This window comes from Paraburkholderia sp. BR14312 (assembly GCF_040948675.1).
Taxonomy (GTDB): domain Bacteria; phylum Pseudomonadota; class Gammaproteobacteria; order Burkholderiales; family Burkholderiaceae; genus Paraburkholderia; species Paraburkholderia nodosa_A.
On the sequence record NZ_JBFPKI010000003.1, the window covers coordinates 263964 to 288057 of the forward strand.

The window sequence follows — 24094 nt, forward strand, 5'->3', positions numbered from 1 at the left end:
CGAGAATCGCGTTCAGAGGCCCAGCACGCCCTTCAACTGCGCCGCATCGACGCCGCTGCCCGCGAAGTCGTCGAACGCACGTTCGGCCACGCGGATGAGGTGCCGCTTGATGAAGTCCGCGCCTTCGCGTGCGCCATCGTGCGGATGCTTGAGCGCGCATTCCCATTCGAGCACCGCCCAGCCCGGATAGTCGTACTGCGTGAGCTTCGAGAAGATCGCCCCGAAGTCGATCTGCCCGTCGCCGAGCGAGCGAAAGCGCCCAGCGCGTTCCACCCAGCCGCTATAGCCGCCGTACACACCTTGTTTGCCCGTTGGGCGGAATTCGGCGTCCTTCACGTGAAAGGCCTTGATACGCGCGTGATAGAGGTCGATGAACGCGAGGTAATCGAGCTGCTGCAGCACGAAGTGGCTCGGGTCGTAGAGGATGTTCGCGCGCGGATGATCGCCCACTGCCGCAAGAAAGCGCTCGAACGTCACGCCATCGTGCAGATCCTCGCCCGGATGCAGTTCGTAGCAGACGTCCACGCCCGCTGCTTCGAACGCGTCGAGAATCGGCCGCCAGCGGCGCGCGAGTTCGTCGAAGGCGGCTTCGACGAGCCCCGCCGGCCGCTGCGGCCACGGGTAGAAGTACGGCCACGCGAGCGCGCCCGAAAACGTCACGTGCGCGGCAAGCCCCAGATTCTTCGACGCGCGCGCGGCCAGCATCAACTGCTCGATGGCCCACGCCGTGCGCGCTTCGCGATCGCCGCGCACCTGCGGCGGCGCGAAGCCGTCGAACAGCGTGTCGTAGGCGGGATGCACGGCCACGAGCTGTCCTTGCAGATGCGTAGACAGCTCGGTGATCGTCACGCCCGCGTCGTCGGCCTGCTGGCGCAGGTCGTCGCAGTACGCCACGCTCGAGGCGGCCTGCGCGAGATCGACGAGGCGCGCATCGGTGGGTACCTGGATGCCCTTGTAGCCGAGCTGGGCCGCCCAGCCGGCCATGTGCGCGAAGCTGTCGAACGGCGCGTCGTCGCCGAGAAACTGCGCGAGGAAAATCGCCGGGCCTTTGATCGTCTTCATCGCAAGCCCCGTCCTCAGAACGGCGAATCAGGGAAGTAGAACTGCTTCGCGTTCTCCTTGGTGATCAGCACCGAGGGAATGATCGTCGTGGGCGGCAGCGACTTGCCCTGCAAACGCGCTTCGGCCGTGAGCTTGATCGCGTCGTAGATGAACTTCGGCGAATACGACACATCGGCCTTGATGAGCGGATCGCCGTCCATCACGCGCTTGACCATCTCCTTCGAGCCCGCGCCGCCGAACACGATCTTGATGTCGTTGCGCTTGGCCTGGTCGATCGCCTTGAGCACGCCCACGGCCATGTCGTCGTCGGCGGCCCAGACGGCGTCGATGTGCTTGAAGCGCGTGAGGTAGTCCTGCATCGTCTTGAAGGCGTCGTCCCGGTTCCAGTTCGCGTATTTCGCGTCAAGAATCTTGATGCCTGGATAGTTCTTCAGCACGTTGGTGAACGCCGTCCAGCGCTCGTTGTCGAGCGTGGTGGGAATGCCGCGCAGCGCGACGATGTCGCCCTTGCCGCCCAGCTGCTTCGCGAGATATTCGGCGGGAATTTTGCCGAACGCCGTGTTGTCGCCGGCCACATAGGCATTCTGCGCACTCGTGTCGGTCAAGCCGCGATCGACCACCGTCACGTACACCCCTTGCTTCTTCACCTGCGCAACCGGCTGCGTGAGCGAAGCCGATTCGTACGGGAAGATCACGAGCGCGTTGATCTTGTTGACGGTCACGAGGTCCTGCAGCTGGTTCGCCTGATCGGGCGCGTTCGCCGCCGTCTTGACGATGACCTTGAGGTCCGGATGGGCCTTTTCGAGGTCCTTCTTCGCCTCGTTCGCCCACCAGACGATGCCGCCCGTGAAGCCATGGTCGGCCGTGGGAATCGCCACGCCCAGCGTGACTTTGTCGTCGGCGCGCGCCGCGCCCGCACCGAACGTCGCCACTACGCCGAGCGCCAGCGCGCCCGCACACATCGTTCGAATCATCTTCTTCATGATGCCGTCTCCTATCGTGCGCTCCCGCGCCCGTTCTTGCGTTGAGTTTTCGCTGCCTCCTTCGACTTCCCCACCGCCCTGCCAGATCTGCTTCGACATCCTTACCGTCTACCGCGCTGCAGGAACGCTACGGCAATGATCGCCACGCCCTGCACCGCCGCATTCAGATACACGCTGATGATGCTCGTGAGATTGAGAATATTGGCGATGACCGAGAGCAACACCGCGCCGACCACGGTGCCCGCCACGCGCCCTTCGCCGCCCTTGAGCGCCGTGCCGCCCACCACCACCGCGGCGATCGCCTCCAGTTCCCACAACAAGCCCGTAGTCGGCGTGGCGGAGCCCAGACGCGGCACATAGAGCACCGTCGCCACACCCACGCACACGCCCAGCAGCACGTAGGTTGCGCACTTCACGCGATCGACGCGGATCGCCGCATAGCGCGCGACCTGCTCGTTCGAGCCGATCGCCTGCACGTGCCGTCCGAACGCCGTGCGGTTGAGAATGAGCGCACCGCCCGCCGCCGTGAGCGCGAACACCCACACGGGCACCGGAATGCCAAAGAGGCTCGCGTAATAGACCGGCCCGTAGAGATCGACGAGATTGTTCTGCAGCGTGAGCGCGCCGCCATCGGCAAGCCATGTCAGCACCGAGCGGAAGATGCCCAGGGTGCCGAGCGTGACGATGAAAGGCTCGATGCGTCCGCGTGTGATCAGCAAGCCATGCGCGAGCCCAAACGCCGCGCCGAGCACGAGCGCGATCGCAATACCGATCGCGACGATGGCCAGGGGTGCAAACGCGTGTTCGCTCGCCGCCAGCGTGTTCATCACCCAGATCATCACGCCCGCGATCAGCGCGGCCATCGAGCCGACCGACAGGTCGATGCCGCCCGAAATGATCACGAACGTCATGCCCACGGAAATGATGCCGATGAACGAGGTGCGCGTGAGCACGTTGAGCAGGTTGCCGGCGGTGGCGAAATCGCGATTGAGCAGCGTGCCGAGCACACAAAGCAGGATCAGGCCGATGAGCGGCCCGACGCCCGCGAGCCGGTGCACGAATCGCGCCGCGGCCGAGCGCGCGCCACGGCCTTCGGACGTAGCGTCAGTGGGTGCCGGTTGCATGAGCGATCAGCTCCTCTTCGTTCAGATGTTCGTGCCCGAGCGTGGCGACGAGCCGGCCCGCGCGCATCACGGCCACGCGATGCGCGAGCCCGATCAGCTCGACCAGTTCGGACGAGATCACCACGACCGCGCGCCCCGAGGCCGCAAGCCGCTGGATCAGGAAATAGATGTCGCGCTTCGCGCCCACGTCCACGCCGCGCGTGGGCTCGTCGAGCACGATCACGCGCGGGTCGGGCTGCAGAAACTTGGCGAGCGCGAGCTTCTGCTGGTTGCCGCCCGAGAGCATGCGCGCGCGGCTGTCGAGGTCGCCGGTGCGGATGCCGAAGTCGCGCACCGCTTTCTCGAGCGCGCGGCGGCCCGCCTTCAGATCGAGCAGCGGATGACCGTAGCGCTCGAGCGTCATGAGCGTCAGGTTGTCCTGCAGCGTGAGGTTCATGTGCAGGCCGCGGCCCTTGCGGTCTTCGCTCAGGTACGTGAGGCCGTGGCGCATCGCATCGCGCGGGTGGCGCAGCGTGACCGGGCGGCCGTCGATCTCGATCGCGCCCGCGTGCTTGTGGCGCAAGCCCACGATCGCCTCGAACGCCTCGCTGCGTCCCGCGCCCACGAGTCCCGCGAAGCCGAGAATCTCGCCCGCGCGCACCTCGAAGCCCACATCCTCGACCCAGCCCGGCACGCTCAGATGCGTCACGCGCAGCGCCACGGGGGCAAGCTCGGGCGCCGCGCCTTTCTCCGGAAACATGTCGGAGACGTCACGGCCCACCATGAGGTTCGCCATCTGCTGGCGCGCGAGCGCTGCGGTCGCGCTCGCGGCCACGAAGCGGCCGTCGCGCATCACGACCACGTCGTCGGTGATGCTCTCCACCTCGTCGAGCTTGTGCGAGATGTAGACGAGCGTCGTGCCAGATGCGCGCAGCTTCGTCATGAGCGCGAAAAGGCGCGCGGTTTCGGCGAGCGTGAGCGTGGCCGTGGGCTCGTCCATGATCAAGAGGCGCGCGTTCCGCGAGAGCGCCTTGGCGATCTCCACGAGCTGTTTTTCGGCGACGATGAGGTCGCGCACCTTCACGTCCGGGTCGCGCGCGAGGCCCACCTGCGCGAGCAGTTCGCGCGCTTCGCGGCGCATGGCAGCGTCGTCGACGAGCCAGCCTTTGCGCTTCTCGTGGCCGAGGAAGATGTTCTGCGCGATCGTCAGGTGCTCGGCCAGATTGAACTCCTGGTGGATCAGCACGATGCCGGCGGCTTCGGCCTCGCGCGAGCCGTCGAAGCGGCGCGCCACGCCGTCCACCAGCATCTCGCCCGCGCTCGCGTTTTCGTAGCCCGCGAGAATCTTCATGAGCGTCGATTTGCCCGCGCCGTTCTCGCCCAGGAGGCCGTGAATGCGCCCCGGCGCGAGTTCGAAGCTCACGCCGTGCAGCACGCGCACGGGACCGAAGTCCTTGCGGATGTCGTTGAACTTGACGGCGACGCTCATGCGCGTGCGCTCCTCCAGTGGCTTGGTCGGCTGTGTTGAGGTTGGCGGCTCGCGCCGCTCGCCTGTCGACCAGAGTTAGCGCTTCAGCGCTTACTCGGGTCCCATGCAAGGCTCGCTCCGCTGGTCTCCCCTGCTATGTGTTCGTTTGCGTAATTTCGATTTCACCCGCTCTCGCGCACCACCAGCCGATGCGGCAGCAGCACGCCCGGCACGCTCGCGCGCGGGTCCGCGAAACGCCGCAGCAGCAGACGCGCGGCCGTCTCGCCCAACTCCCGCATGGGCTGCGCGATTGTCGTAAGCGGCGGGTCGATCTGCGCGGCGAGCGCGATATCGTCGAAGCCGACCACGGCGACGTCGTGCGGCACGCGCCGTCCCGCGCCGCGCAGGCCGTTGACCACGCCCACCGCGAGCGTGTCCGACACCGCGAAGATCGCGTCGGGCGCCTCGCCGGCCGGCAACTGCATGAGCGCGGCGGCGGCCTGCGCGCCCGCGTCGTAGTCGAGACAGTTCACGTTCACGCGCCACGCGTCGCGCATCGCGATGCCTGCTTCGCCGAGCGCATCGCGCCAGCCGTCGCGGCGCTGCTGCGCGTAGAGATAGTGCTCGTCGGAGTTGATGAGCGCGACACGTCGCCGCCCCCGCGCGATCAGATGCCGCACGGCGTCGTGCGCGGCCCGGTAGTTGTCGATGCCCACATACGGCACGCCCACGTCCGGATCGAACTCGCAGCAGGCCACCCACGGCAGCGCTGTCGATTCGGCGGCCAGCGCATGTTGCACGGTCGCCGGGTCGAGGCAGATCGCCCCGTCCGCGCGATGGCGGCGCAGGAGGTCGAAGTAGCTGCGCTCGCGGCCGGCGTCCGCGCCCGTGTCGCACAGCAGCAGGAAAAACCCGTGCTGGCGCGCGACGCTGTCGATGCCGCGCACGATCTCCGCGTAAAACGGGTTGCCGAAGTCGGGCACCATCGTCAGGAGCAGGCGGCTTTCGGCCGTGCGCAGGTTGCGCGCGAGTTCGTTCACGCGGTAGCCGCTCGTTTCGATCTCGGCGAGCACGCGCTCGCGCGTGGCGGCGCGCACGTTCGCATGACCGTTGAGCACGCGCGAGACCGTCGCGACCGAGACCCCCGCGCGCTGCGCCACCGCCGCGATCGAGCCGCCGCGCGCGGCGGTATCGGCGCGGGCGTCTTCAGACGGCTGCGGCTGCAGTTGCGACGTTCTGGACGAGCGAGCGGACATGGGCGAAGGCGATCGTGACGGGTTCGGAAACCTGCGGCGGCCGCGGCGTGAGCGGTCTGGGCGCGCCAAAATGTAATCGATTACATTTTTGGTACGAGAACCGCAAAACCGCAAGGCTCACGAAGCCAGGACAAACACCGATCCGTCAATCCCGCCGGAACCCCTTCGAGCTGCCGGCGGCGCGGCCGGGCCAGCAGCCGGTTTGCTACAATTCTCCGATTGCCCGACACCCTTTTTGCCGGGCTTGGACCGAACCGATCCCGACCACAACGCCGAGTCACCATGAACATCGAACAAGCGCGTTTCAACATGATCGAACAGCAGATTCGCCCCTGGGAAGTGCTCGACCAGGACGTGCTGAACCTGCTCTCGATCGTCAAGCGTGAGCATTTCGTCCCCGAGGCCTATACCGCCCTCGCGTTCGCCGACCTCGAAGTGCCGCTGCCGAACGGCCAGCACATGATGGCGCCGCGCGTCGAAGCGCGCGTGCTGCAGGAACTCGCGGTCAAGAAGCATGAGAGCGTGCTCGAAATCGGCGCGGGCTCCGGCTACATGGCGGCGCTGCTCGCGCACCGGGCGCAGAAGGTGCTGAGCGTGGAGATCGACACCGAACTCGCCGAATTCGCGCGCGCGAACTTCGTCAAGAACGGCGTGCTCAACGCCGAAGTCGTGGTCGGCGACGGCGCACGCGGCTGGGCCGCGAACGCGCCGTACGACGTGATCTGCGTCTCGGGCGGCCTGCCGGTCGTGCCGCAGGAACTGCTCGAGCAGCTCAAGGTGGGCGGGCGACTGGCCGCTTTCGTGGGCGGGGCACCCGTCATGGAAGCGCAGATCATCACGCGCATCGACGAAAAGCAGTTCCGTATTGCCGGCGTGTTCGAAACCTATGTCGAGCCGCTGCAGAACGCCGTGCATCCGCCGCGCTTCAAGTTCTAAGGCGCTGCCAACCTGCCGCATCGCCGGGTTCCGTGCACGGCAGCCCGGCTTACTTACCCGATTGAGTGTTCCATGCAGAATCTGACCGCCCCCGCCCTCGCCGAATGGCTTGCCGACACCTCGCGCGAGACTCCCGTACTGCTCGACGTGCGCGAGCCGTGGGAAATCGAAACGGCAAAGATCGCCGGCAGCCTGTCGATCCCCATGCGCGAGATCCCTGCGCGAAGCGAGGAGCTGGACGACGAAGCGCAGATCGTCTGCATTTGCCACCACGGCGCGCGCAGCGCCCAGGTGGCGATGTTCCTCGAGTCGCGCGGCTACACGAAGGTGTTCAACCTGCAAGGCGGCATCGACGCCTGGTCGCGCCAGGTCGACCCCAAGGTGCCGACGTACTAAGCAGGCGCACGCCAGCTTAAGGAAGGGGCGCGGCTCAGGCCGCGCCCTTTGTCATTTCTGGACCATTCACTCCGCTCCACTGCGTGCAGCCACCGGCACGCCCCTCATGCACAACGATGCAGCGTGCCCCGACGCGCCATTCGTCCCGCTTCATGCACACGCGCACTGAGACGATGCAGCGCGCCCGAACATGCATCTCGCTGCACCACAATCGCCCGCCCGTTGCGTAACCGCCGATGCGCCCCGCATCGCCGCGCGCCTTATGGGGCAAGCCTGGCGCTTGACCTTCACGCTGGCACAACGCTTGCAGAAGGGTATGCGCAAGACAGGCCACACACACCGGGCGGCGCGCAAGACGACAAAACGACCCCGCGCCACGGCCCACGACTCACTCACGGACAAGAGGCACAAAAATGAAACGTCGCAGTCTGTTGAAACTCGGGACGATGTCGGGCGCACTCGCGGCCGCGGGGCGCATGCCGTTCGCGCACGCGGACACCGGCAGCGGGCCGATCAAGGTCGGCATCCTGCACTCGCTCTCGGGCACGATGGCCATTTCGGAGACCTCACTGAAAGACACCGCGTTGATGACGATTGCCGACATCAACAAGAACGGCGGCGTGATGGGGCGTCAGATCCAGCCCGTGGTCGTCGATCCGGCCTCGAACTGGCCGCTCTTCGCCGAGAAAGCGCGCCAGCTCCTCACGCAGGACAAAGTGGCCTGCGTATTCGGCTGCTGGACTTCGGTGTCGCGCAAGTCGGTGCTGCCCGTGTTCGAGGAGCTCAACGGCCTGCTCTACTACCCCGTGCAGTACGAAGGGGAAGAAATGTCGCGCAATGTGTTCTACACGGGCGCGGCGCCCAACCAGCAGGCCATCCCGGCGGTGGAATACCTGATGAGCGCCGAAGGCGGCGGCGCGAAGCGCTTTTTCCTGCTCGGCACCGATTATGTGTATCCGCGCACGACCAACAAGATCCTGCGCGCCTTCCTGCACTCGAAGGGCGTGAAAGACAGCGATATTCAGGAGGTCTACACGCCGTTCGGTCATAGCGACTATCAGACCATCGTCGCGAACATCAAGACGTTCTCGCAAGGCGGCAAGACTACTGTCGTGTCGACCATCAACGGCGACTCGAACGTGCCGTTCTACAAGGAACTCGGCAACCAGGGCATCAAGGCGACCGACGTGCCCGTGGTCGCGTTCTCCGTGGGCGAGGAAGAGTTGCGCGGCATCGACACGAAGCCGCTCGTGGGACACCTCGCGGCGTGGAATTACTTCATGTCGGTGAAAGGCCCGAACAACACGAAGTTCAAGGAGCAGTTCGAAGCCTGGGTGCAGGCGAACAACCTGCCCGGCGGCAGCAAACGCGTGACCAACGACCCGATGGAAGCGACCTTCGTCGGCATCCACATGTGGAAGCAGGCCGTGGAAAAGGCGAAGAGCACCGACGTCGACAAGGTGCGCGTGGCCATGATCGGCCAGACCGTGGCAGCGCCCTCGGGCTTCACGCTCACGATGGACGGCAACCACCACCTGCACAAGCCGGTGATGATCGGCGAGATTCGCGGTGACGGCCAGTTCAACGTCGTCTGGAAGACGAAGACCGCCGTGCGCGCGCAGCCGTGGAGCCCGTTCATCGCCGGCAACGAAGGCAAGCCGGATGTGGTCACCTCGAACGCGCTGCCCGCCTTCCTGCGCCGCTCGCGCGTGGCCTGACGTTGTCTTCGCGAGCGCCGCGCCGCAACGTGGCGCGCGCTCGCGTGCTCTGTCTACGGGCCGCGGCGTAACTTCAGGCTGTTGCGCTGTGGTCCGCACCAAAAAAGAAAGCACCATGGCTCTCTCACTCCCGAGGTACGCGCAAGCGGGCCTGCGCCACGCGCTCGCCGCCGCGGCGCTCTTCACGGCGCTATGCACTTGCGCGCACGCGCTCGATGCGGCCGACGTCGCGCCGCTCGGCGGCGACGACTTCGACGCGAAATCCGCGGCCATCGACAAGCTCATCGCCACGCACGACGCCGCTTCGCTTGCGCTCCTGAAAGCGCTCGCCGACGACAACGTCACGGCAACCGATGCGGGCGAAGTGCTCGTGCAAGATGGCGACAATGCACGCGACGCAGCCACTGGGCAACCTGTCGCCGCGAACATCGCTTCGAGCGCGCAGCCCATCACGCTGAACAACCTCTTGCGCTCGAAGGTCGCGGGCGCGGTCTCGGGCCTGCAACTCGCCTCGCCCGATCTGGAAACGCGCCGCGCCGCCATCGCCGGGCTGCTGAAGAACCCCGATCCGGCCATGAAGCCGATGATCGACGCCGCGCGCGCGAAGGAAACCGACCCGGCACTCAAGCGCCGTCTCGACACGCTCTGGGCGATGACCGCGCTGCACGATCCGAATGCGGCCACGCGTCTCGAAGCGGCGAAGCTCGTCGCGGCGCGCCACGACCTCGACATGTACGAACTGCTGCGCCCGCTCGTCGCGAAGAACGCGAGCGGCGCGTACAACGAACCCGATGCCGACGTGCGCGCAGCGGTGCAACAAGGCATCGACACGCTCGACGCCATCCAGCGCCGCAGCGAGATCGCCGGCACGCTGTTCGCGGGCCTCTCGCTCGGCAGCGTGTTGCTGCTCGCGGCGCTCGGTCTCGCGATCACCTATGGACTCATCGGCGTCATCAACATGGCGCACGGCGAGTTCCTGATGATCGGCGCGTACGCAACCTACGTCGTCCAAACGCTCGTGCAGCGTTATGCGCCCGGCGCGTTCGACTGGTATCCGCTCTTCGCGATTCCCGCTTCGTTCGTTGCCGCAGCGCTCGTAGGCGCGGTGATCGAGCGGCTCGTGATCCGCCATCTCTACGGCCGCCCGCTCGAGACGCTGCTCACGACGTTCGGCATCAGCCTCATCCTCATTCAGGCCACGCGCATGATCTTCGGCGCGCAGAACGTGCAGGTCGAAAACCCCTCGTGGATGAGCGGCGGCGTGACCGTCATGCCCAACCTCATCCTGCCCTACAACCGCCTCGCGATCCTCGCGTTCTCGCTGATCGTGGTGGGCATTGCGTGGACCGTGCTCACGAAGACGCGTCTTGGCCTGTTCGTGCGCGCCGTCACGCAAAACCGCCGCATGGCGGCCTGCGTGGGCGTGCGCACCGCGCGCGTGGATGCGTGGGCTTTCGCGTTCGGCGCGGGCGTGGCGGGCCTTGGCGGCTGTGCGCTCTCGCAGATCGGCAACGTCGGTCCCGATCTCGGCCAGAGCTACATCATCGATTCGTTCATGGCCGTGGTGCTCGGCGGCGTCGGGCAGATTGCGGGCACCGTGATCGGCGGCTTCGGTCTCGGGCTCGTCTCCAAGGCCATCGAGCCGTTCTGGGGCGCCGTGCTCGCGAAGATCGCCGTGCTCGTGCTGATCGTGCTCTTCATCCAGAAGCGTCCGCAGGGGCTGTTCGCCCTCAAGGGCCGCAGCGCGGAGGCATGACATGACGAGCGTCACTTCCTCTTCCGCGCGTCACACGCTGGGCGCCTCGCGAACTTCAGCCGACGGCGCCGAAACGTTCGCCCTTGGCTTGCCCGCGCGGCCGGCCCTGCTCTCGCCGCGCGCCTGGCTCGCGCTCATCGTGCTGATCCTCGTGATCGGCGTGGGCGTGCCGCTTTGCGCGCTGGTGCTGCCGCAATCGAGCGCGCTGCATCTTTCCGCGTATGCGATGACGCTCGTCGGCAAGCTCATGTGCTATGCGATCGCTGCACTTGCGCTCGATCTCGTGTGGGGTTACTGCGGCATTCTGAGCCTCGGGCACGGCCTCTTCTTCGCGCTGGGCGGCTACGCCATCGGCATGTACCTCATGCGCGAAATCGGTCACGACGGCAAGTACGGCAGCGACCTGCCCGACTTCATGGTGTTTCTCGACTGGCATGCGCTGCCGTGGTACTGGCAAGGCACAGAGCATCTCTGGTATGCACTCCTGCTCGTCGTGCTCGTGCCGGCCGCGGTCGCCTGGGTGTTCGGCTTCTTCACGTTCCGCTCGCGCGTGAAAGGCGTGTATCTCTCGATCATCACGCAGGCCATGACGTTCGCCGCGATGCTGCTCTTCTACCGCAACGAAACGGGCTTCGGCGGCAACAACGGCTTCACGGACTTCAAGCGCATCGCGGGCATGCCGATCACGCATCCGGGCACGCGCACCGTGCTGTTCCTCCTGACGTTCGCCGTGCTCGTGCTCGCGTTTCTCGGCGCGCGCGCCGTCGTCACCTCGAAGCTCGGGCGTGTCGTGACCGCCGTGCGCGACGGGGAAACGCGCGTCATGTTTCTCGGCTACAGCCCGCTGGGCTACAAGCTCTTCGTGTGGACCGTCTCGGCCGTCCTGTGCGGCATTGCGGGCGCGCTCTACGTACCGCAGGTCGGCATCATCAACCCGAGCGAGATGTCGCCGGGCAACTCGATCGAAATGGCGATCTGGGTGGCCGTGGGCGGACGCGGCACGCTCATCGGGCCGATCATCGGCGCGTTCGCCGTGAACGGCGCAAAGAGCTTTTTCACCGCGCATTTCGCCGAGTACTGGCTGTTCTTCCTCGGCCTGATGTTCGTGCTCGTGCCGCTGTTGCTGCCCAACGGCATCATGGGACTCATCGAACTCATCCGGAACCGGATCACCACGCGGAGCGAGCGCCCATGAACGGACATAGCGTGATCAGCGACCCGCTCAACCACAACCCCTTCGACGACGCCCTCAAGTACGACGAACTCGCCCTCTCCGGCGTGGCGGAACTGGGGCACGTGGTCGAACCCGGCGCGATCGACATCTCGCACGGCACGATCCTGTATCTCGAAGACGTGACCGTGAGCTTCGACGGCTTTCGCGCGCTCAACAAGCTTTCGCTCGTGATCGACGCGGGCGAACTGCGCTGCGTGATCGGCCCGAACGGTGCGGGCAAGACCACGATGATGGATGTCATCACCGGCAAGACCGCGCCCGATTCCGGCAAGGTGTTCCTCGGGCAAACGCTCGACCTCACGCGCATGAACGAGCCGGCGATCGCGCGCGCGGGCATTGGCCGCAAGTTCCAGAAGCCCACGGTGTTCGAGCAGCATCCCGTCTGGGAGAACCTCGAACTCGCGATGAAGGCCGACAAGGGCTGGTTCGCCACGCTGCGCGCGCGCCTTGGCCGCGAGGCGCAGGCGAAGATCGAGGAAACGCTCGAGGTGATCCGGCTGGAGAGCGACGCGCGACGCCTCGCGGGCGAGCTCTCGCACGGCCAGAAGCAGCGGCTCGAAATCGGCATGCTGCTCATGCAAAGGCCGCAGCTGTTGCTGCTCGACGAGCCCGCCGCCGGCATGACCGACGACGAGACCATGGAACTCGCGACGCTCCTCAACCGCCTGCGCGGGAACTGCTCGATGATGGTGGTCGAGCACGACATGGAGTTCGTCGCGGCGCTCGCGGGGGAAACCGGGCGCGTCACGGTGATGGCCGAAGGCAGCGTGCTCGCGCACGGCACGCTCGACGACGTAAAGCGCGACGAAGCGGTCATCGAATCGTATCTGGGCCGCTAGGGCCGTTTTGAATAGATCAGCCATGCTAACCATCGAATCGCTGAATCAGTACTATGGCGGCAGCCACATCCTGCGCAACGTCTCGATGACGGTGCCCGAGGGTGAACTCACCGTGCTGCTCGGCCGCAACGGCGTGGGCAAGACGACACTGCTGCGCTGCCTCATGGGCGTCGTGCCGACGAAGAACGGTTCGATCGCGTGGCGCGGCGAAGCGCTCACGAAGCTGCCCACGCATGCGCGGGTGGCGCAGGGCCTCGCTTACGTACCGCAAGGGCGCGATATCTTTCCGCGCCTGAGCGTCGAAGAGAATCTGCTGGTGGGCGCGGCGAGCAAGAAGCGCATGCCGTCAAGCGTGCCCGCGCATATCTACGAACTCTTTCCCGTGCTCAAGGACATGAAGGCGCGGCGCGGCGGCGACCTCTCGGGCGGCCAGCAGCAGCAGCTCGCCATCGGCCGCGCGCTGATGAGCGATCCGCAGCTACTCATTCTCGATGAGCCTACCGAAGGCATCCAGCCTTCGATCATCCAGGACATAGGCCGCACGCTGCGCAGGCTCGTGGAAGAGATGCACATGACGGTGCTGCTGGTCGAGCAGTACTACGACTTCGCCAAGGCCATCGCGGACCGCTACTGGGTGATGAGCCGAGGCGAAATCGTGGCGGGGGGCGCCGGCGCGAGCATGGATGCGGATGGGGTGCGGGAGTTGATCGCGGTTTAAACGTCGATTCGGCGTGGATGGCGCGTGCTATTCTCCACGCCATTCCCCGCTTTTTTCCCCTCGCCACGCATGTCGCTCCACGTCGATCACGCTGCACTCGCCAACACCACGTTTCGCAGCACTGCACACCAGGAATGGGCCGCGAAACTCGAGCTCGGCTTCGAGCGCCAGGGCGAACGTACCGCACTGACGCATCGCTTGCACGCGGGGCCGTTGCGCGTGCAACGCCCGCTCTACCCCGAAGGCGATGCGATCTGTCACGCGGTGATCGTGCATCCGCCGGCAGGCATCGCGGGCGGCGACCGGCTCGACATCGACGTGAACGTGGGCGAAGGGGCTCACGCCGTGCTCACGACGCCTGGCGCCACCAAGTGGTACAAGTCGAACGGCCGCGTGGCGCGCCAGCGCATCAACGTGCGCGTGGGCGCGGGCGCTAAGCTCGACTGGCTGCCGCAGAACAACCTCGTGTTCGATCACGCCCACGCCGAACTCGAATTCGCGCTCACGCTCGGCGAGGGAGCCACGGCCATCGGCTGGGACGCCACGCAACTGGGCCGTCAGGCCGCGGGCGAGCGCTGGTCGGCGGGCATGGTGCGAGCGCTCACGCGCGTAACGCGCACTGCACCGGAAGGCAAAGGCGACGATCAGCTGCTCTGGCTCGAACGCGCCCTCATCGACGCCAACGACCCGCTGCGCGACGCGCCGCAAGGGCTCGCTGGCTACCCCGCTTTTGGCGTGCTGTGGGCGATCGGCCCCGCGTGCAACGAGGCGCTCGCGCAAGACCTCGCCGCCATCCTCCCTTTCGACAAGACGCTGCGCTCGGGCGCGACCTGCATCGCGCCGGGCGTAGTGCTCGTGCGCGTGCTCGGGCGTTCGATGGAACCGCTGCAGAACACGCTCACGCAGTGCTGGACGGCGCTGCGGCCGTTCGTGCATGGTGTGAAGGCCGCGCCGCTGCGCTTGTGGACGACCTGAGCGCACGTCATGCGCACTGCTGTGGTGCGCATCGGCGCTTGTACGCACGATAACGCAGCGCAGCAACGCCAACGCGGTGCAAGAACGCATCGAAATCGGTGCATTCACGCTGTCCCCTTCATTGGCACACACCTTGCTGTGAGCTTGCATCGATTCGTGCGCGCCGCGCGCGAGGCCGCAAGCTGCGCGTAACCTCGCTCCCGTAAGCTGGGTCGACAGACTTGCCCCAACCGACCCAATACGATGACGCGATGAAGCTCACGCCACGCGAGAAAGACAAGCTCCTGATCTTCACCGCTGCGCTGCTCGCCGAAAGGCGGCGCGCGCGCGGCCTCAAGCTCAACTACCCGGAGGCGGTCGCCTTCATCAGCGCCGCGCTGATGGAAGCGGCCCGCGACGGCAAGACCGTCGCCGAGGTCATGCATTACGGCACCACGCTCCTCACACGCGAGGACGTGATGGAGGGCGTGCCCGAGATGATCCCCGACATCCAGGTCGAGGCGACCTTCCCCGACGGCACCAAGCTCGTCACCGTCCACCATCCGATTCCCTGAGTCGAAAGGAGCCAGCCATGATCCCCGGCGAAATGCTGATCGACGACGGCGAAATCGAACTCAACGCAGGCCGCGAAACCATCGCCGTGAAGGTGGCCAACACGGGCGACCGCCCCGTGCAGATCGGCTCGCACTTCCACTTTTACGAGGTCAACGCAGCCCTCTCGTTCGACCGTGAAGCCGCGCGCGGCTTTCGCCTGAACATTGCGGCGGGCACGGCCGTGCGCTTCGAGCCGGGGCAGGAACGCACCGTGGAACTCGTGGCCCTTGCGGGCGAGCGCGCCGTGTACGGCTTCAACGGCCAGGTGATGGGCCCGCTCTGAGCGCGGCCGGCGAATTCTGGCGATTTCATCAGGAATCCGACATGACATTGAAGATCGGCCGCCGCGCGTATGCGGAGATGTTCGGCCCCAGCACCGGCGACCGCGTGCGTCTTGCCGATACCGAACTCATCATCGAGATCGAGCGCGACTACACCGTCTACGGCGACGAAGTGAAGTTCGGCGGCGGCAAGGTGATCCGCGACGGCATGGGCCAGTCGCAGCAGGTGCACGCGGAAGTCGCGGACACCGTCGTCACGAACGCCGTGATCGTCGATCACTGGGGCATCGTGAAGGCCGACATCGGCATCAAGGACGGCCGCATCTGGAAGATCGGCAAGGCGGGCAACCCCGACGTGCAGCCGGGCGTGACGATTCCCATCGGCGCCGCAACAGAAGTGATCGCGGGCGAAGGCCAGATCGTCACGGCGGGCGGCATCGACACGCATATCCACTTCATCAGCCCGCAGCAGATCGATGAAGCGCTCGCCTCGGGCGTGACGACGATGCTGGGCGGCGGCACCGGCCCCGCCACGGGCACCAACGCCACCACCTGCACGCCGGGCCCGTGGCATATGGAGCGCATGCTCCAGGCCGCGGACGGCTGGCCGATCAATCTCGGCTTTCTCGGCAAGGGCAATGTGAGCCTGCCGAAACCCGCTGAAGAACAGATCGCCGCGGGCGCGATCGGCCTGAAGCTGCACGAGGACTGGGGCTCGACGCCCGCCGCCATCGACAACTGCCTGAGCGTGGCGGACGCCACGGACACGCAGGTGGCCATTCACACCGACACGCTCAACGAGTCGGGCTTCGTGGAAGCGACGGTAGCCGCATTCAAGGGTCGCACGATCCACACCTACCACACCGAAGGCGCGGGCGGCGGCCACGCGCCCGACATCATCAAGGTGTGCGGCGAAGCAAACGTGCTGCCCTCCTCGACGAACCCCACGCGCCCGTACACGATCAACACGCTCGACGAGCATCTCGACATGCTGATGGTGTGCCATCACCTCGACCCGTCGATTGCCGAGGATATTGCGTTTGCCGAGTCGCGCATCCGCCGCGAGACCATCGCCGCCGAGGACATCCTCCACGATCTCGGCGCATTGTCGATGCTTTCTTCGGATTCCCAGGCGATGGGCCGCGTGGGCGAAGTGATCATCCGCACGTGGCAAACCGCGCACAAGATGAAGGTGCAGCGCGGCGCCCTGCCCGGAGACAGCGCGCGCCACGACAACTTCCGCGTGAAGCGCTATGTGGCGAAATACACGATCAATCCCGCGCTCACGCATGGCATCGCGCACGAAGTGGGATCGCTCGAACCGGGCAAATGGGCCGACCTCGTGTTCTGGGAACCGGCGTTCTTCGGCATCAAGCCTTCGCTGATTCTCAAGGGCGGCATGATCGCGCTCGCACAGATGGGCGACCCGAACGCCTCGATTCCGACGCCCCAGCCCGTGCATTACCGCGAGATGTTCGCCACGCGCGGGCGGGCGCTTGCACAAACGTCGCTCACCTTCGTCTCGCAGCTCTCGCTCGACAAGCGCATGCCCGAGCGCTACGGCCTGCAAAAGCGCGTGGTGGCGGTCCGCAACTGCCGCAGCGTGACGAAGGCCGACATGATTCACAATGCCTGGCAGCCGACGATCAGCGTCGATCCAGAAACGTACCAGGTCGTCGCAGACGGCCAGTTGCTCACCTGCGAGCCCGCCACGGTGCTGCCGATGGCACAGCGTTACTTCCTGTTCTAAAGTTTAGTCATGCGCACCATCGATAAACGACTCAATGCGAAGCTCGCGCCCGTTCTTGTGAAGCGGGCGCCCACGCTCACGCTGCCCTACGACGCGCGTTGCAAGAGCCGCCTGGCGGCCACGCTCGACACGGGCGAGGAAGTCGGCGTGGTGCTGCCTCGCGGCACGGTGCTGCGCGATGGCGACCTGCTCGTGGCCGACGACGGCGGCCTCGTGCGCGTGATCGCGGCGGCCGAGAGCGTGTTGCGTGTACGCGCGCCCGACCGCCTCACGCTCACGCGCGCCGCGTATCACCTGGGCAATCGCCATACGCCGGTGGAAGTGGGGGCGGACGAACTCAAGCTCGAAGCGGACCCCGTGCTCGAAGACATGCTCAAGCGCCTGGGCGCGCAGGTGCAGCGCGTGGAGCTACCGTTCCAGCCGGAATCGGGCGCATACGGCGGCGGCCACCGCCACGGCCACGACGAAACCTTCGCCGACGACTACGCGCTCGCGCAGCGTGTGTACGACGAGCACCATGGGCATGCGCACTCGCACGACCATACACACGGTCATTCGCACAATCACGCTCATGGCGACGATCACGCGCATGACCACGATTGCGGACACGATCACGGTCACTGCGACGGCCACGCGCACGACCACAGCCATGAACATCGCTGAGCTCACCGCCCTCCTGCATCTCGCCTCGCCGGCGCTGCCCATCGGCGCGTTCAGCTACTCGCAGGGACTCGAAGCGGCAATCGATGCGCAGCTCGTGACGAACGCCGACGACGCCGCGCGCTGGATAGCCGCTGGCCTCGCGAACGTGCTCGCCTGCGGCGAGCTACCTTTTGTGGCGCACCAGATGGAACGCTGGCGCACGTACGACGAGCACGCGTTGATCGTTGCGAACGAGGAATTCGTCGCGAGCCGCGAATCGGCGGAATTGCGGCGCGAGACCGCGCAAATGGGCTGGTCGCTGCGCCAGCTCTGCACGCAGCTCGAATGGGGCGACGCCGACCGGCGCGCGACGCTCGAGCGCATGACGCCCGTTGCGCAACCCACGGCCTTCGCGTTCGCCGCGTGGGCCCACGCGGCCGCGCCAGACGCCGCGCTCGCCGCCTATGCATTCAGCTGGATCGAGAACCAGACCGCCGCCGCACTCAAGGCGGTGCCGCTCGGCCAGCTCGCGGGGCAGCGCATCATCGTTGCGCTGCGGCCCGCCATCGAAAAAGCCGTGGCGCGCGCGCTCGCGACGCCCCCCGAAGCGCTCAATACCTTTGCGCCACAGCTTGGCGTTCTTTCTGCACGCCACGAATCGCAGTATTCGCGGCTTTTCCGCTCCTGAAACACACACGAACCATGAATTCGCACGCACCCAGCAAACGAACCAAGAAGCTGCCGCCGCTGCGCGTCGGCGTAGGCGGACCGGTCGGCTCCGGCAAGACGACCTTGCTCGAAATGCTGTGCAAGGCGATGCGCGAGCGCTACGACCTCGTCGCCATCACCAACGACATCTACACGAAGGAAGACCAGCGCCTCCTGACCGTCGCGGGCGCCCTGCCCGCCGAGCGCATCATGGGCGTGGAAACGGGCGGCTGCCCGCACACCGCGATCCGCGAAGACGCGTCGATCAACCTCGAAGCCGTCGACCAGATGCTCACACGCTTTCCCGATGCGGACATCGTCTTCATCGAATCGGGCGGCGACAATCTCGCGGCCACCTTCAGCCCCGAGCTTTCGGACCTCACGATCTATGTGATCGACGTGGCGGGCGGCGAAAAGATTCCGCGCAAGGGCGGCCCGGGCATCACGAAGTCGGACCTGCTCGTCATCAACAAGACCGACCTCGCGCCGCTCGTGGGCGCGAACCTCGACATCATGGCCTCCGACGCGAAAAAGATGCGCGGCGAACGGCCCTTCGTGATGTGCAACCTGAAGGCGCTCGAGGGGCTCGGTGAGGTGATCGCGTTCATTGAAAAACGAGGTCTGCTCGTCACAGAAGGCGCTTGAACACATCGACGTGACATCACCCGTCTCTCAGATCGACGGATCGATGTAGTCGGCGTTTTTCACGATCCAGTCCGGGTTCAGGTGTGACCTGTCCTCATAGAGGGCCGACCACTTTCCCGTCACGCGGATGCACGCTTCATCCACACACAGGCGCGCGTCGGGGTCGATGATCGAGGCATGATCGCGCTGGGCAAGCGCGATCAGTTCCTTGCGAACACTCTGCTGCAGGCCGTCGATTTTCACGCGTTGCTCAGCCTCGCGTGGGTCGAAGCGGCCGAGTCTCGATAAAAATACGTGTGGGTCAAACGGGTCGCCTATCGGATTGTCGAGCAGCACATAGACCTTTTTGTTCTGCGCCTGCAGTTCCCTGACTTCCTGATCAAGCTCGGCGAATGCCGCCGCTCTTCCTGTTGGCGTAGCCAGACTCAGCTCCTTTTGGCCGCTGACCAGGTAGTAGCCCGGGGCGTTGAAGTAGTAACTCCAGTAGCCGCCGATCACAACCGTCGTTATTCGGCGATTCGCGGCCTGCGCCAGCGCCTCGCGCCGGACCGAGCCACACTCCGAATCGACCGGCAAATCATGATCGAAAACGTGTGGAATGGGAGGACAAGCCGCGGCGACAGCAAAGATGGCGCCGTTTTTTGAAGGATTGGCCTCCTCATCCGCGTAGACGCGTTCGGCATACTGGGCGACATGCGAATCCCCGAGAAAAAGCGTCGTCGTCTTGCGGTCTTCGTGCAAGAGATAGATGCCGTCCCGAGCCTGCCCATCTGCACTTCTTAGCGCGAGGAAGTGCCACCCGGTCCGCGTTGCCAGGTTGACGGCGTCGAAGCGGGGACCGATGAGCGCATCCTTGATTGCCACGCCGCTAACCATCATCAGCACGAGGCCGAGAACCAGCAGAAGCGCCGTTTGATTCGCAGAGCGATGCCAGCGAATCTTCCGCTCGACAAAGCGGTGCGTGAGCCACGCGAGTAAGACTGATAGCAATACCACGGTGATCTTCGTGGGGTGACCATTGTCCGGCCAGACCAGATGTGCGAAAGACAACAACGGCCAATGCCAGAGATAAAGCGGGTAGCTAATCAGCCCGCAAGTCACGAAGGGGCGGCTCGAGAGAATAGTGCGATTGATCCACGCGCCTGAACCCGCTGCGATGACGAGGAATGTCCCCATCGTCGGCAACAATGCCCAAAATCCTGGAAATGGCCGCTCATGATTGATCAGCAAGAATCCAGACAGCAAGAGGCCCACTCCCATTGCACAGAGCAGATTGGCGTATCGGCCGAACAGATCCGGACGACGCAAAGCGATATAGGCAAGCGAGCCGCCAGCCATGAGTTCCCAGAAGCGGGAAAGGGGCGAGTAGAAGGCAGCAACGGGGTCCCGCCAGGCAAGCCATACGCTAATGCCAAAGGACGCCGCCAGGATCGCCCCATTGACGACCGTGAATCGCCAGCGATGCGTCCACGCATAGCTCAATAGCACGGGCCAGAATATGTAGTATTGCTCTTCAACCGCAAGGCTCCAGAGATGCAACAGCGGTTTGGCCTCGTGACCGCTATCGAAGTAACCGCTCTCGCTCCACAAGACAAAATTCTGGACGAAGGATGTCCCGCCGACGATGTGCTTCCCGAGTTGCGGGTACTCGTCTCGCAGCAGCACGAGCCAACCGGCAACCGCGCAAAATAACAATACAAGAAGAAGCGCGGGGAAGATGCGTCGGATGCGCTTGGCGTAAAAATCAGCAATGCTGAATTTGTCGTGCTCGAGATTGGTGAGAATGATGGTGGTAATGAGGTATCCGGAGATGACGAAAAAAACATCGACTCCGATAAATCCGCCTGCCATCCGGCTCGGAAACGCATGAAACAGAATCACTGCCATAACCGCGATCGCGCGCAGGCCGTCGACGTGCGGACGATATTCATGCGTCGCTACGCTATGGGTCGCGGCCCGACCCGACGGACTATCGAGGATTTCCGTCGCTGACGGAACCGGCAGCACTTGCGGGGTAATCGTCGGTGACATGAACGAGCCTTCGATGACTGCATATCGGTGAAGCGCACGGGAGCGACACCGATAATCAGCAATGCGTTCCTTACGCAGACGTGGCCCGAACGCGAGCCAACCACGTGAACCCAGTACACCCGCGCTCCGGCTTGAGCGTATGTGCGCATACGTACGCATCGTTGCGCGTGAAGGGGTGCGATGACCCAACCCTTTCATGCGTCTATATGCCACCCTTCATGCGTCTATATATTGCCCTTCACATAGCCGCGCTGGCTCCTTTCAAAACGCGGACTTTCAAATAACAAACAACGCGCTTCAGTGTGAAGAGGAAGGCTTTTTTTGCGTGTGATCCATGTGCCGAATCGCGGCTCTCCTGAAGGGCATTCAGTCGCGTCTAGCTTGCGAGCGATGGGGCTGCGTGGCGAAGGCCGCCTGTCTATCGATGTTGCCGACTGTTGTCTCACCACATTTCCAGTGGAGGTTTCTTTCCCGGTTCGCACGCTTTGCTCTGATGCTCACGTTCGCCTTGCCATTTATCAATCTCATGTAAATATAATTAGATATCCTTTTTATTTTTCTCCGCGGGCATGTTTCAAGTCACGAACCTGTTGCGTCAAGAAATACGCCAAAAGCATATCGAATCGACTTTGTGCGGTGGGCAAGGTGGGCATTGTGAGGCTCGCGCCGGGCGACTTTCGCATGCCCTACCGCGCGCGAATTCACATATCGCAGACGGGCGACTGCACAACATCCACCGTGCGAGTCGTCGCGCATACGTCCTGAGGGAACAACCACACACCCGCATGCGCCAAGGCCACCGCAGCCAGTCGGATCGTCCGCACGTGCGCAACGATATGGTACTCATTTATTGAGAGAAGGCCGGCGGCTCGAATAAATCAACATATTCATGCGCCAGCAAACGGAAATCCTTCAAGACAGCCGGTTCTTCATTTGCGCCGCGTTTATACTCTTGTGCTGCATTCGGCCACTTATGGGCTTTGCTTATGCTGCTAATGCGCGCTTTTAGGGGCTTCGTCTTCCTGTTCGTGGTCATCGCCGGCGTGCTCTTCGGTTCTGCGGGGACGCTGTACGATGGGCGCGCGTGGGCGATGCTGGCGGTGTTCTTTGGATGCGCCGGGGCCATCACCGTCTGGCTCTGGTTCCGCGACAGGGCGCTGCTGGAGCGGCGAGTGAAGGCGGTACCTGGCTCGGAGCCCGATCCGATGCAGAACGTCGTCCAGGGGCTGGCGGGATTTGTCTTTCTGGCCATCTTCGCCGCGTCGGGGTTCGACAGACGCTTCGGCTGGTCCCAGGTGCCCACCGCCGTTTCGCTCGCTGGCGACTCTATGATCGCCTTCGGCTTCCTGATTGTTTTCCTTACCTTCCGCGAGAACACTTTCACCGCCAGCACGATCGAGATCGCCGAGGGCCAGCACGTCATCGACACCGGTCCCTATGCCATCGTGCGCCACCCCATGTACGCCGGCGCGCTGATCATGATCGCCGGAATACCCCTCGCGCTGGGCTCGTGTTGGGCGCTTATCCCGGCTGCCTTGATCGTCCCGGTCATCGTGTGGCGGCTGACGCGCGAGGAGGTCTACCTGGCGGCCAACCTCGCGGGCTACTGCGACTATCGAGGCCGGGTACGCTACCGGCTGGCGCCGCTTTTCTGGTAGTCGCGCATGCTGTCGATGGGCGGCCTAACATTCCGTTCAACCCGGACGGCTTCGCCGCCGGTTACCTTAGGCGTCCCTCGCTGCTGCAGTTATCTGTTCACGTTTCGTGGACGACTTGCGCTAGCGATTCTAAGGCGTCGCCGGAGCGCGAGTACATCAGAAACACGGTGGCATAATAGGCTTTCGGTCAAAGGATAAGGACGTTGCGGGCAGGCTCATGCAGAGTGAAAAAAGGAAAGTCGAACCGGTCCATGGTTTTATAGATAGAAGCCTTCGCGTTCCTCATCCGGGAATCATTCAGGATGAGGTCGAGAATCTCTCTTTTTATAAGAAGATTTCGCTTCTGAAAAAGCAGTTGCATAAATGGTCGATACTTTCATTTAACCGGCAGCTCGGCCTGTATACGGAAGCCGCGGACTTGCATGCTGGCGCCCGGATTTTATTGGCGTACAGCGGCGTCAACAACATCGGCGACGCTTTGATGGACCTTTCCGGGCGCGCGTTAATTGGCAGCACCCCCTACAAGCTGGATGTTGTGCTCGACCCGTCACTGGCCGAGCTCTTTCGGCATGACCGGTACATATCGAAAATCTACACGGATTATCGTGAAGTCGATTTTGGCGAATACGATTTCGTCATACTGAACAAGCTTGGAATTCGTGTAATAAAAGAGAAAATCAGGCACGCGAGCCAATCCAGATTTACCAGCCTGATCGGATGGTATGCAGGACGTAATTTCAATCACATACAGTTCAGCTACTACGCGTTCAACAAGATCCTGAAATGCGGCATCGCCGAGATGGACCTGTATAAAAGTGCCAGACTCGTCCTCGACGCTCCCAAGTGCGATGATTTTGCATCGGAGGGCTGTGCCGGGAGAGTCGCCATTTCGGTCGGCGGCAGGGAATCCCCCCGTATCTACGGTAAGTGGCCAGAGGTTCTAGCTCGGCTCGACGATGATGCGGGGTTGTCGCGTTATGAGTTCGTCCTGGTCGGATCGGATAATGGACTCGCGGAAGCAAACGATCTGATCGGCATGCAATTCAGGAATCTGAAGCTCACCTCATTGGTTGGCAAGTTGAAGATCCATGAATGCTTTTCCCTGATAAGTCAGAGCAAGCTATTTGTAGGGGCGGACGGCGGGCTTCTGCATATTGCGCACGCGGCCGGCGTGCCGACCATCGCTTTGTTTAGCAATGACATTGACCCGAGAACCCGCTACGTCGAGAACGATTTTTTTAAATGTGCTCCCCTGACGGGGGCCAGTGATGTGACGAGCATTGAGCCAAATGATGTGGTGAATGTCATGAAAGATATTCTGCCTGGGTGAACCGCGCGAGC

Annotated in this window: 22 protein-coding genes; 16 read left to right on the forward strand and 6 right to left on the reverse strand. The window is 64.2% G+C overall.

Translation table 11 applies throughout. The features are described from left to right. Window positions 1-12 precede the first annotated feature (12 nt). The 5 genes from AB3X98_RS10510 to AB3X98_RS10530 all read right to left on the reverse strand — a co-directional run bounded on the left by AB3X98_RS10510 (window position 13) and on the right by AB3X98_RS10530 (window position 5872). Window positions 13-1062: a sugar phosphate isomerase/epimerase family protein gene (locus AB3X98_RS10510; RefSeq protein WP_368603831.1), complete on the reverse strand. Its 1050-nt coding sequence runs from the start codon at window positions 1060-1062 to the stop codon at window positions 13-15. A 14-nt stretch (window positions 1063-1076) separates the two neighbouring features. Further along, a complete protein-coding gene (locus AB3X98_RS10515; protein ID WP_368603832.1) occupies window positions 1077-2045 on the reverse strand; it encodes a substrate-binding domain-containing protein in 969 nt (322 codons plus the stop codon). A gap of 101 nt (window positions 2046-2146) precedes the next feature. After that, a complete protein-coding gene (locus AB3X98_RS10520; RefSeq protein ID WP_069265478.1) occupies window positions 2147-3169 on the reverse strand; it encodes an ABC transporter permease in 1023 nt (340 codons plus the stop codon). Then, the gene (locus AB3X98_RS10525) at window positions 3150-4637 is read right to left on the reverse strand and encodes a sugar ABC transporter ATP-binding protein (protein ID WP_368603833.1); all 1488 of its coding nucleotides are present in this window, start codon (window positions 4635-4637) and stop codon (window positions 3150-3152) included. The genes AB3X98_RS10520 and AB3X98_RS10525 overlap by 20 nt, the downstream gene beginning before the upstream one ends. A gap of 161 nt (window positions 4638-4798) precedes the next feature. Then, window positions 4799-5872, reverse strand: a complete 1074-nt coding sequence (locus tag AB3X98_RS10530; RefSeq protein WP_342947852.1) for a LacI family DNA-binding transcriptional regulator — start codon at window positions 5870-5872, stop codon at window positions 4799-4801. A gap of 282 nt (window positions 5873-6154) precedes the next feature. Here AB3X98_RS10530 and AB3X98_RS10535 point away from each other — a divergent pair, with 282 nt between their 5' ends. The 14 genes from AB3X98_RS10535 to ureG all read left to right on the forward strand — a co-directional run bounded on the left by AB3X98_RS10535 (window position 6155) and on the right by ureG (window position 19064). Beyond that, window positions 6155-6808: a protein-L-isoaspartate O-methyltransferase gene (locus tag AB3X98_RS10535; RefSeq protein ID WP_254319411.1), complete on the forward strand. Its 654-nt coding sequence runs from the start codon at window positions 6155-6157 to the stop codon at window positions 6806-6808. 72 nt (window positions 6809-6880) lie between these two features. Then, complete coding sequence (locus AB3X98_RS10540; protein WP_028208467.1) at window positions 6881-7204, forward strand: rhodanese-like domain-containing protein; 324 nt, start codon at window positions 6881-6883, stop codon at window positions 7202-7204. 413 nt (window positions 7205-7617) lie between these two features. Continuing rightward, the gene (urtA, locus tag AB3X98_RS10545) at window positions 7618-8922 is read left to right on the forward strand and encodes an urea ABC transporter substrate-binding protein (protein WP_069265483.1); all 1305 of its coding nucleotides are present in this window, start codon (window positions 7618-7620) and stop codon (window positions 8920-8922) included. Window positions 8923-9037: 115 nt separating this feature from the next. Next, window positions 9038-10678, forward strand: a complete 1641-nt coding sequence (gene urtB / locus AB3X98_RS10550; RefSeq protein ID WP_368603834.1) for an urea ABC transporter permease subunit UrtB — start codon at window positions 9038-9040, stop codon at window positions 10676-10678. Window position 10679: 1 nt separating this feature from the next. Then, on the forward strand, window positions 10680-11873 hold the full coding sequence (gene urtC, locus AB3X98_RS10555) for an urea ABC transporter permease subunit UrtC (protein ID WP_368603835.1): 1194 nt from the start codon (window positions 10680-10682) through the stop codon (window positions 11871-11873). Continuing rightward, a complete protein-coding gene (gene urtD / locus AB3X98_RS10560) occupies window positions 11870-12751 on the forward strand; it encodes an urea ABC transporter ATP-binding protein UrtD (RefSeq protein ID WP_368603836.1) in 882 nt (293 codons plus the stop codon). Before urtC ends, urtD begins: the two co-directional genes overlap by 4 nt. A 22-nt stretch (window positions 12752-12773) precedes the next feature. Beyond that, the gene (urtE, locus tag AB3X98_RS10565; protein WP_069269410.1) at window positions 12774-13469 is read left to right on the forward strand and encodes an urea ABC transporter ATP-binding subunit UrtE; all 696 of its coding nucleotides are present in this window, start codon (window positions 12774-12776) and stop codon (window positions 13467-13469) included. A gap of 69 nt (window positions 13470-13538) precedes the next feature. Beyond that, the gene (locus AB3X98_RS10570; RefSeq protein ID WP_368603837.1) at window positions 13539-14444 is read left to right on the forward strand and encodes an urease accessory protein UreD; all 906 of its coding nucleotides are present in this window, start codon (window positions 13539-13541) and stop codon (window positions 14442-14444) included. Window positions 14445-14695: 251 nt separating this feature from the next. Continuing rightward, the gene (gene ureA / locus AB3X98_RS10575) at window positions 14696-14998 is read left to right on the forward strand and encodes an urease subunit gamma (RefSeq protein ID WP_028214299.1); all 303 of its coding nucleotides are present in this window, start codon (window positions 14696-14698) and stop codon (window positions 14996-14998) included. A 17-nt stretch (window positions 14999-15015) separates the two neighbouring features. Beyond that, window positions 15016-15321, forward strand: coding sequence for an urease subunit beta (locus AB3X98_RS10580; RefSeq protein WP_368603838.1), 306 nt, complete (start codon window positions 15016-15018; stop codon window positions 15319-15321). 41 nt (window positions 15322-15362) lie between these two features. After that, window positions 15363-17069, forward strand: coding sequence for an urease subunit alpha (gene ureC / locus AB3X98_RS10585; RefSeq protein ID WP_368603839.1), 1707 nt, complete (start codon window positions 15363-15365; stop codon window positions 17067-17069). A 9-nt stretch (window positions 17070-17078) separates the two neighbouring features. Further along, the gene (ureE, locus tag AB3X98_RS10590) at window positions 17079-17732 is read left to right on the forward strand and encodes an urease accessory protein UreE (protein ID WP_368603840.1); all 654 of its coding nucleotides are present in this window, start codon (window positions 17079-17081) and stop codon (window positions 17730-17732) included. Further along, a complete protein-coding gene (locus AB3X98_RS10595; protein WP_368603967.1) occupies window positions 17719-18399 on the forward strand; it encodes an urease accessory protein UreF in 681 nt (226 codons plus the stop codon). Before ureE ends, AB3X98_RS10595 begins: the two co-directional genes overlap by 14 nt. 14 nt (window positions 18400-18413) lie before the next feature. Next, complete coding sequence (gene ureG / locus AB3X98_RS10600; protein WP_368603841.1) at window positions 18414-19064, forward strand: urease accessory protein UreG; 651 nt, start codon at window positions 18414-18416, stop codon at window positions 19062-19064. Window positions 19065-19091: 27 nt separating this feature from the next. Here the strand turns inward: ureG and AB3X98_RS10605 are convergent, their stop codons facing one another. Continuing rightward, window positions 19092-21095, reverse strand: a complete 2004-nt coding sequence (locus AB3X98_RS10605; RefSeq protein WP_368603842.1) for an acyltransferase family protein — start codon at window positions 21093-21095, stop codon at window positions 19092-19094. A gap of 986 nt (window positions 21096-22081) precedes the next feature. On the opposite strand from AB3X98_RS10605, the gene AB3X98_RS10610 reads away from it, so the two are divergent. Both AB3X98_RS10610 and AB3X98_RS10615 read left to right on the forward strand, forming a co-directional pair. Further along, the gene (locus AB3X98_RS10610; protein ID WP_368603843.1) at window positions 22082-22753 is read left to right on the forward strand and encodes an isoprenylcysteine carboxylmethyltransferase family protein; all 672 of its coding nucleotides are present in this window, start codon (window positions 22082-22084) and stop codon (window positions 22751-22753) included. A 217-nt stretch (window positions 22754-22970) separates the two neighbouring features. Beyond that, window positions 22971-24083: a glycosyltransferase family 9 protein gene (locus tag AB3X98_RS10615; RefSeq protein ID WP_368603844.1), complete on the forward strand. Its 1113-nt coding sequence runs from the start codon at window positions 22971-22973 to the stop codon at window positions 24081-24083. Window positions 24084-24094: the final 11 nt, after the last annotated feature.